The organism is Moraxella caviae (assembly GCF_002014985.1).
GTDB classification, from domain to species: Bacteria; Pseudomonadota; Gammaproteobacteria; order Pseudomonadales; family Moraxellaceae; genus Moraxella; species Moraxella caviae.
The window spans coordinates 34,871-43,270 of sequence record NZ_MUXU01000048.1; the positions used below are offsets into that span (position 1 = coordinate 34,871).

Annotated in this window: 4 protein-coding genes; 3 read left to right on the forward strand and 1 reads right to left on the reverse strand. The window is 45.6% G+C overall.

What is annotated here, in order from left to right:
* Positions 1 to 63 precede the first annotated feature (63 nt).
* From B0181_RS07955 to B0181_RS07965, 3 genes are all read left to right on the forward strand, one after another.
* A complete protein-coding gene (locus B0181_RS07955; RefSeq protein WP_078276981.1) occupies positions 64 to 2,613 on the forward strand; it encodes a type IA DNA topoisomerase in 2,550 nt (849 codons plus the stop codon).
* 288 nt (positions 2,614 to 2,901) lie between these two features.
* Positions 2,902 to 3,708, forward strand: coding sequence for a ParA family protein (locus tag B0181_RS07960; RefSeq protein WP_078276982.1), 807 nt, complete (start codon positions 2,902 to 2,904; stop codon positions 3,706 to 3,708).
* A 1-nt stretch (position 3,709) separates the two neighbouring features.
* Positions 3,710 to 4,642 carry a ParB/RepB/Spo0J family partition protein gene (locus B0181_RS07965; protein ID WP_078276983.1) on the forward strand — a complete coding sequence of 311 codons (933 nt, stop codon included), beginning with the start codon at positions 3,710 to 3,712 and terminating at the stop codon, positions 4,640 to 4,642.
* 65 nt (positions 4,643 to 4,707) lie between these two features.
* Here B0181_RS07965 and B0181_RS07970 read toward each other — a convergent pair whose 3' ends face one another.
* A complete protein-coding gene (locus B0181_RS07970; protein WP_143821592.1) occupies positions 4,708 to 8,175 on the reverse strand; it encodes a hypothetical protein in 3,468 nt (1,155 codons plus the stop codon).
* Positions 8,176 to 8,400: the final 225 nt, after the last annotated feature.

Consider the following 8,400-nt stretch of genomic DNA (forward strand, 5'->3'; position numbering starts at 1 on the left):
CAGAAATCATTTTTTTATAAAAGAAGTGTCCATATCTGGACACTCACAAAAAAGGGGAAAATTATGACAGCAAAAACACTCGTCATTGTAGAAAGCTCAAAGAAAGCCAAAACCATTGAAGGCATTCTTGGTGCTGATTATAAGGTCATTGCTTCTGGCGGTCATATTAGAGATATGACAAAGGATGGGCTGGGATTTGATAAACAATCCTTGAACATTGAGTACGTCATGACTGGCAATAACAAAGAATGGGTTAAGAAAATTAAAAACGTGTTGGACCGTGGGTTGTTTAGCCATGTCATATTGGCAGCTGACCCTGACCGTGAAGGCGAAGCCATTGCGCAATCGCTCAAAGACGAACTGGGTTTGAATGACACAAACTCTAGCAGAGCCACATTCAACGAAATCACTGAATCAGCCATCAATAAAGCCATTAAAGAAAGCAAAGGTGGCAAGATCAACAGGCAGCTGGTAGACGCACAAGAAACCCGTCGTATTTTGGACAGATACGTTGGATGGGAGTGTACAGCAGCCGTGAGCGCACACAATGGCAGAAAGATGCCTGTTGGACGCGTACAGTCGCAGGCGGTACGTTTCATCGTGCAACGCGACCAAGAGATTGTGAATTTTGATGCCAAAGAGCACTATAAGGTGTCTGTGAAGTCAAAAACTGGTATGGCAGATGATAACACTTGGACGGCAAAGCTTGACCTTAAAATGTCAGAGCTGGGCGAAATTGCAAAACACAAAGGCAGTGAAACCCGCATTTGGACAGACCAACAAGCCGCAGATAATTTGGTTAAGCACATCAAGGCAGGCGGGATTGATTTGAAACTGGTGTCTCAATCTGAAAAACAAGAATCAAGCAAACCACCTGCGCCATTCATCACCAGTACGCTACACCAGTCTGCTTGGAAAAAATTAAAGCTACGCGGCAAGAAAGTTGATGAGATTGCACAGTCGCTATACCAAGAAGGATACATCACCTATCCAAGAACAGACAATGCCAACATGTCTGATGAAAAGTTCGCCATGCTTCAAGCTTATGGCATAAGTAATGGACTTTCAATCGTAAAAGAAAAGCGTGTTTTTTCAAATAAGAAAAGTGCGCAGGAAGCTCACGAAGCTATCTTACCAACAGATTTAAACGCCAAGCTGACTTTTGCGACTGATGAGCACAGAGCACTGTACGAGATGATTAAAGACAGAGCCATCATGTCGCAGTTGGAAGATAAAATCTATACCAAGCGCGACGCTGTGTTTGAGCTTGAATACGAAGGCAAGAAATACTTCTTCAAAGCATCTGGGGTAAGAATCATTTCTCAAGGTTGGGCTGGTTTCGGTAAAGACCTTACATCTGATGATGACGAATTGACAGACTCTTTATTGCCAGTCTTTGACGATGGACAGTCGGTAGAAATTGCTGACGCTGAATATGTGCACGAAAAAACTGCGCCACCGCCACATTTAAACCAAGCGTCGCTCAACAAACTGCTTGATGATGAAGGCATTGGCAGGCCTTCAACCTATTCAAAAATCTATGAAAAGATTTTACAGCACAAGTACATCCAAGAAGATAAAAACAATGCCATTATGGCTACAGAATTGGCGCGTCGTCTGGTTGCTTGTACTTGCGAAATCTATTCTATCATGGATCCGAAATTCACAAAGCAAATGGAAGACAAGCTGGACAGCATTGCCCAAGGTGAATTAAACAAAGCTGATATTCTTTATGCTTTCTTTGATGAGATTGATAAGAACAACCAAAGTGTTGTAGCGTTAAAAGCACCTGATGATTTACATCATTGTCAGAAGCCAGACTGTGACGGTGTGCTTATTATGGACCAATACAAACACAAAGATGGCGGCATGCGTGATTTTTGGCGTTGCAACGATTGCGCAGAGCTATATTGGTCTAGTGGCGGCAAACCATTCAATCCAGATCTGGACATATTGCAGTACCTAAACGAAGATGGCTCGCCAAAGCACCCTTGCAAGCAATGTGGCAGTGCTCTAAAACGTATCACATCAAGCAAGAACAACAAGGAATACTGGGTATGTAGTGGTAATGCTAAAGCTTCAGACGATAAGTCAGATTGCGGTGTTTTGGCAGATTTTGAAGGTGCGCCAGACTATGAAAACAACTCTTATGCTGCAAACTTTGCTGAAAATAGAAAACAGCAAATGCAAGCAAGACTTGAAAAGCACTTGGCTTCTAAAGCAGAGAAACATACTTGTGCAATCTGTGAAGACCACTTAGTGCCTGGCAAGACGGTTGAAGGTAAATATATGCGCTGGGATTGTGTCGGTTGTTATGCGAGCTATTACCACTCTCTCAAGAAAAAAGATGATGGTAAAGTTCATAAATTTAATCCTGAGTCAGTATTTGAGTGGCGGTTCGCAGCAATCTTGAGCGATGACAGAAAATCAGTTCGTATTGAGTGCCCAGATTGTCAAGGTGCATTGAATTTGAACAAAGATAAATCTGAAGTGGTATGTACCGGTATATGGGCTAAAAAGACCACAGGTTATTGCGGCTTCAATAAACTGTCGCCAGATGAAAAGGAAAAGCTAGTTGCGCTTGACGATGTTGAACGCATACTATTGCGTTGATTGTGTCCAGATGTGGACACGCTATTCTTTTATTGACTTTTTAGCAGAAATTTGCAATAATAACTGCGTGTGTTGAAAAACGCACTAACTCCGAAAGACCGCTGTGGACCCACATCAGCGGTCTTTTTTTTGCGAAATTAAAAAGTGTCCAGATATGGACATTCTACATATGTATAATTTATTGCACATTTATGTTGAAAAATAGCGTATTATTTTGTAGAATAAATTTGCTTTGATGGATTGGGTACAAATCTCTGCCAAAGCCTACAACACAAATCGGAGTTAGAAATGAAAAACACACGCGTTATTACGCTTGCCAACCATAAGGGTGGTTGTGGTAAAACAGCTACCGTTATCAACCTTGCAGCCGAGTTCGCAAGAAAAGGGCTATCAGTCCTAGTTGTGGATTTGGACCCGCAGTTCAATGCCAGTTACCATTTAGGCAAAGAACACCCTACAGATATGAAACTGTCTATCAGCGACTTACTACTTAAAAGAGACGCTGACTTTATGGATGTAATCCAGTTAGAGACAAATATTGAAGGTGTATCTTTGTTACCTGCTTCTATTTCTCTAACAGATGATGAAGAACTTATTAAAAAGATGTTTCCATCAAACCCAGTAGGGGCGCTGTCATCTGTGCTCAAACCTGGCATCGGTGTTTTTGATGTTATCTTGATTGATACACCGCCACGCCTAGGCTTCTTGACAGCAAACGCCTTAGCAGCTGCTACAGACTTTATCATTCCAATGGTTAGTGGCAGCCAATACAACCTAAATGGTATGGTAGACCTTCTAAAAGACGTTACCGAGACCACTGGTGAAATCAACGCAGATTTGAACTTTTTGGGTGTGTTGCTTGTTAAGCACGACCACCGCACAAAAATCTGCCGTACCATGAAAGAAATTGCTGAAGCAACGACAGATAAGCTAATCCCAATTGACATTCCTTCTAGCACCAAGACACAGCAAGCTGAAGCTTTCAAGACTTCAGTAGGTGATATTGACCCAACATCGCGCATTGCCATTGCATTTAAAGAGCTTGCAGAGTGGGTGGCTAATGAAATCAAACTAGATGTGAAGAAGGGATCTTGATATGTCGAAATACAGCCTTGCAGATTTGCGCGCAACCTTACAACAAAACGTACAACGCCACGAACAAGCAGACCACAATAAAGAAAAACTATTGAATAAAAGTGGTACCGAGCTTGTGGATATTGCCATTGACTTGTTGGTGCCTAATCCAGCACAGCCTAGACGACGTTTTGATGAAACCGAACTTCAGAACCTTGCAGATTCAATCAATGAAAATGGGCTGATTCAACCAATCTCTGTACGCAAAATTCCCGGCTCTAACAAATACTACATCATTGCAGGCGAGCGTCGCTATAGAGCGCACCAGTTGTTAGGTAAGCGTACCGTCAGCTGTGTTGTTATGCAAATTGATGAACAAGCCAACGCACTGATGGCTTTGGCCGAAAACACCAACCGCAGTGATTTGTCGGATTATGAAATCGGTCAAGCAATCACCATGTTTGAACACAATTTCCCAAACCGCAAAGAATACGCCAAAGCATTGGGCATTCCACGTCATAAGCTGTACCGCTATCTGTCTTTTGCTAAGCTGCCGCAGGCGGTACACGACGTGCTAGACGTTGCCCCTAAAACAATTTCAGCGGTAACAGCAGAGCAATGTCTTAATGTCGCTAAAACGCATGAAATTAACGACGATGACTTTGCAAACCTAATGTGTGAAGGCATTGAGCAGATTCGTGGCGGTCAGTTGCAGCAGTCAGCACTTGCAGAGTTTATTGAGCGCAATGCAGAGTGTCCAGATATGGACACATCCAGTGCGCCACGCTTAGCAAAAAGCCAAACGCTTAAACGCACCTTGCAGGTAGGTGGGCAGACGCTGGGCAAAATCAAACAAGACGCTAAGAAGCTTACGGTAGAACTATCTAATGAGTCTTTGTCAGCAGATAAAGAAAAGCGTTTGTTTGATTTCCTAGAGCAACTTTTGCGCGATTGAATTTTTTTTTCAATTCATCAAAAAAAGGCCGCGAATTATCGCAGCCTTTTTTGTTTGCTCTGTCATTACTCATTTCTTGCGTCGAAGGTGATATTCAGACCTTCATCGTGCTTACTTCCCGGTGTTTCTGATGATTGCGCACCACCTTGAGTAGGTGTAGAACCGCTATCAGTTACCGCTTTGCCGTGGTCGTCTTCTTTCACAATTTTCACGCGCTCTTCATCAATCGCTTGTTCTGAAGAGAAACTTCCCACAGTGCGCACTTCTGGTGAGCGGACTACTTGCTCGCGAACAACTTCAACGCGTGTCTCATAGCTGGCAGCACCATAAGGCATTGGTTGTGCGCTTCCTGCAGGATTCATTGCCTGCGGCTGCGCTTGGCGATGTTGTTGCTGTCCGCCATAACCATAAGGACCTCTCTCATTGAGTGGGTTGGTTGCCGTGCGTTGTGTGCCATTTTGTACGCTTGGCTGTGCCTGTGCATTGTTTGGCGCACTTTGCGGTGCTGCAACTGGAGCTACTTGAGCCGTTTGCTGTGCAGGGCGCGCTTGTGGGGTAGTCTGCTGCGCACTTTGCGGTGCAGCCTGCGGAGCACTGTGAGACGTTACTTGAGCTGCTTGCGCACGACTTACTGGTGTGAAAGTAGCTTGGTTTGCATTGCTGCCATGACTTACTACTGTATCTCTTTGAGAGACTACACCGTTACCACTTCTGACAGTAGGCGTGCTATCGCCAACATTCCTGCTGTTCGTAACACTTGCACCCATCACTTGCGCAGACTGGCTTTGGACGTTTGCCGTGCCTTGAGTAGGGGCGGCTTGCGTTGCTGCTTGTCCTTGCGGTGTATGTGAAGTGTTTTGTGTTCCCGCAGTATTCATGCTTGGCGTTGCTTGAGCAGGCGTGCTACCACCGGCATTCACTGGCGCAGATTGCGCTACATTGTGTCCAGATGTGGACACGTTATTTAGCGGTGCGCTCGTAGCAGTGGTTGCTGCCGTATTTTGAGCGGCCGCCTGTGTTACGTTCACAGTCGCACCTTGTGCAGCATGTGGTGCATTTGCTTGCGGCATAATCACGGTGTTCAACTGTGCGGTTGCAGCAGCGCCAGTTTGTGCTGTGTTGCCACCAGTTACAGATTGACCGCCTTGCTGATTATTACCCAAATTGCTTGCGACAGCTGCGTGCGTATCAGCTGAAGGCATGCCATTCGGTTGTACTGTGCTAGAAGCAAGTGTCGTACTGCTGTTTGCAGGCGCGCTGTTGTCATGCGCTTTTCCAGTATTGGTGATTGAGCCCATATCAGCAGGTGCGCCCTTAGCGGTAGCAGTTGCAGTGAATGGGTCATTCTTACCAGATGCTACTCTGTCGCCAGCCACAGTGCTTGCTACTGAAGTGCGACCAGCTTCATTTGCAGCAGAACCTGCCGGTGAACCAGTAAACTGCGCATTTTCATGGCCAGTGCCTTGGGTGTTGGCATTGCTAGCTCCGCCTGTGGCTTTAGAAGCTGAACTGCGTTCCGCAGAAGCTGCACCACCACCGATAGTTGTATCTTTGGTTGTGCCTTGAGCGGCAACACCCGTAGTAGTTGCTGAAGCACCTTTTGACACATCTGCCACTTTAGCCATTTGTTGTGGCTTATTGGCATTCAACATCGTGTTTTGAGTTTGAGACACTTGGTCTTTGCTCATTGCTTTCATGTTGCCCAAATTAACGGTAGGCTGTGCCGCACTCATGCGCTGTACTGCCGACCAATCAGGAACTGCACCAGCAGATTCTGCACTATTAGGTGCGAAGTCTCTATGGCTTGCTTCCAGACCGCCATCATTCGACATGAAGGTGCTGTCTTCGCTGCCAGAAACTTTACCATCAGGTGTTGCAGTCCAATGTTGTTCTGTTTGCTCAATAGAACCGTCTGCCCACTTGTTAGTAGCCGTTGAATCAACATGAACGTTACCGTCTGCGTCAGTAGACCAAGTGGTTGTGCTGGTGTTGCCGTTCGTATCCTGCATGGTTTCTGAATAGCTAACCAAATTGCCATCTTGATCTTTGATAGACTCTGTAGACATCATATTGCCGCCAGCATCTTGCCAGTTGCTCGAAGTTACAACGTTGCCATTGTCATCAACGTTGGTTTGTAGCTGCAACTTAGAACCATCAGCGCCCGTATGAAGCTCTTTAGCACTTGTTAGGTTGCCGTTAGCGTCCATAGTCATATCGCTTGTACTTGTCATAGCAGAGCCATTTGGACCGTCCTTCATTGACATACGAGACATGCTGGTAGAACCATCAGCGTTTTGCGTGGTTTCTTGCATGTGCGATACGCCATCTTTATCAACCCAAGTAGACGTTGCTGAAGCAATATTTTTACCATCTTTGGCTGTGTTAGCTTTGCTGGTAAGCTCTGTTTTGTCTTTAAGTCGGCTGTTAAAGGCGTTGCCTTTGGTTGCAAGCGCAGCAATACCAGCTTTATCAGTATCACTAATAGCGCTTGTAGCGTCATTAATATCACCGCCAGCAGGCGTGTTGCCAGGCGCGCCAGCAACAAAGTCTTTGCCGTCTTTAAGAGCATTTTGATTGTCTTGCTGTTCTCTCATGGTGTTGCCAAGTGCGCCACCGTCAGCTATAGTGTTATCGCCAGCAGTCGGTGTTTGAAGCGAACCATCAACAAGATTATCTGAGGTGTTACTGCCTTGAAGATTATCAGCATTCTCGCCTGCCGCATTGTCAGTGTTGTCATTGATAGTGCCATCAGGAACGTTTGTATCCATAGGTGCACCGTCATTATTGTTGAGTTCTGCAAGCGTTTGCGTATCGTCATTGATGGCGTTATTGTCCATGCCCACATCAGTAGCTGCTGAAGTGTCATCAGACAAATCACCGCGATCAGCAAGATAACCGCTAATATCTGAACCGCTACCGCTAACTCCAGCACCAATAGGTTGCGTATCTGCGGTATCTTGGAACTTAACTTCTTGCTGCACGCCACCAATGCCTTTTGGACCTTCATCAGGCTTAACGGTGTTTTCTGAAGTAGCGTCCGCAGAAGTAACTGATTTGCCGCTTTCTTTGCCGCTGGCGCTTAGCTCGTCGCTACCGCCACCATTGCCACCGCCATCTGGACCTTCAGGACCACCGCCAGCACCTGCCCCAGCAAGACCTGCTTTAGTTGGGGGACCGTCAGCACTATCTTTTCGCTTCTTGCCTTTCATGGCAGCCAGACCTCTGTCGCGCGATTTATCATGTTGCTGCTTGCCAGCTTTAGTGCTTTGTGCCATGCCTTGCATCGCTTTTTCGCTATTCATATTGCCAAAGTTTCTAAGCAGGTTTGTGCCCAGCCAATCTAGCACATTATCACCTAATTCTTGCACCAAACCAAAGATTAGGTAGGTCAGCATGATGAGCAAACCAGCATACATATACCAGTAGCTGCGCATTGTAGATAGGGTGATGAAAAAATCACCAATTGATGTACTTGCCGAAGCGGCTGAAACTTCTTGGCGGATTGCAAAGAATGCTTGTGTGAATAATATCACGATAGGCTCGTAGATCAAGAACGCTAAGAAGAATGCCGCAATGATAAGTATTGGTCTAAAGAACAGCGCCAAAATAGTAACATACCCTTGTTGCTGCGAACCCATGAATCTATCACCTGGTAAGGCGTGCATAACCAAGAAAATTGGCATAGCAAAAACTGTTTGGATGATTTGTAAAATCCAACCAATGCCCGCTAAAGTTAGCAGGCTATGTTCAAAACCGAG

Bases quoted from the DNA above. Each gene is read 5' to 3' on its own strand.
- B0181_RS07955 (WP_078276981.1), top strand. From the start codon at position 64: ATGACAGCAAAAACACTCGTCATTGTAGAAAGCTCAAAGAAAGCCAAA.
- B0181_RS07960 (WP_078276982.1), top strand. From the start codon at position 2,902: ATGAAAAACACACGCGTTATTACGCTTGCCAACCATAAGGGTGGTTGT.
- B0181_RS07965 (WP_078276983.1), top strand. From the start codon at position 3,710: ATGTCGAAATACAGCCTTGCAGATTTGCGCGCAACCTTACAACAAAAC.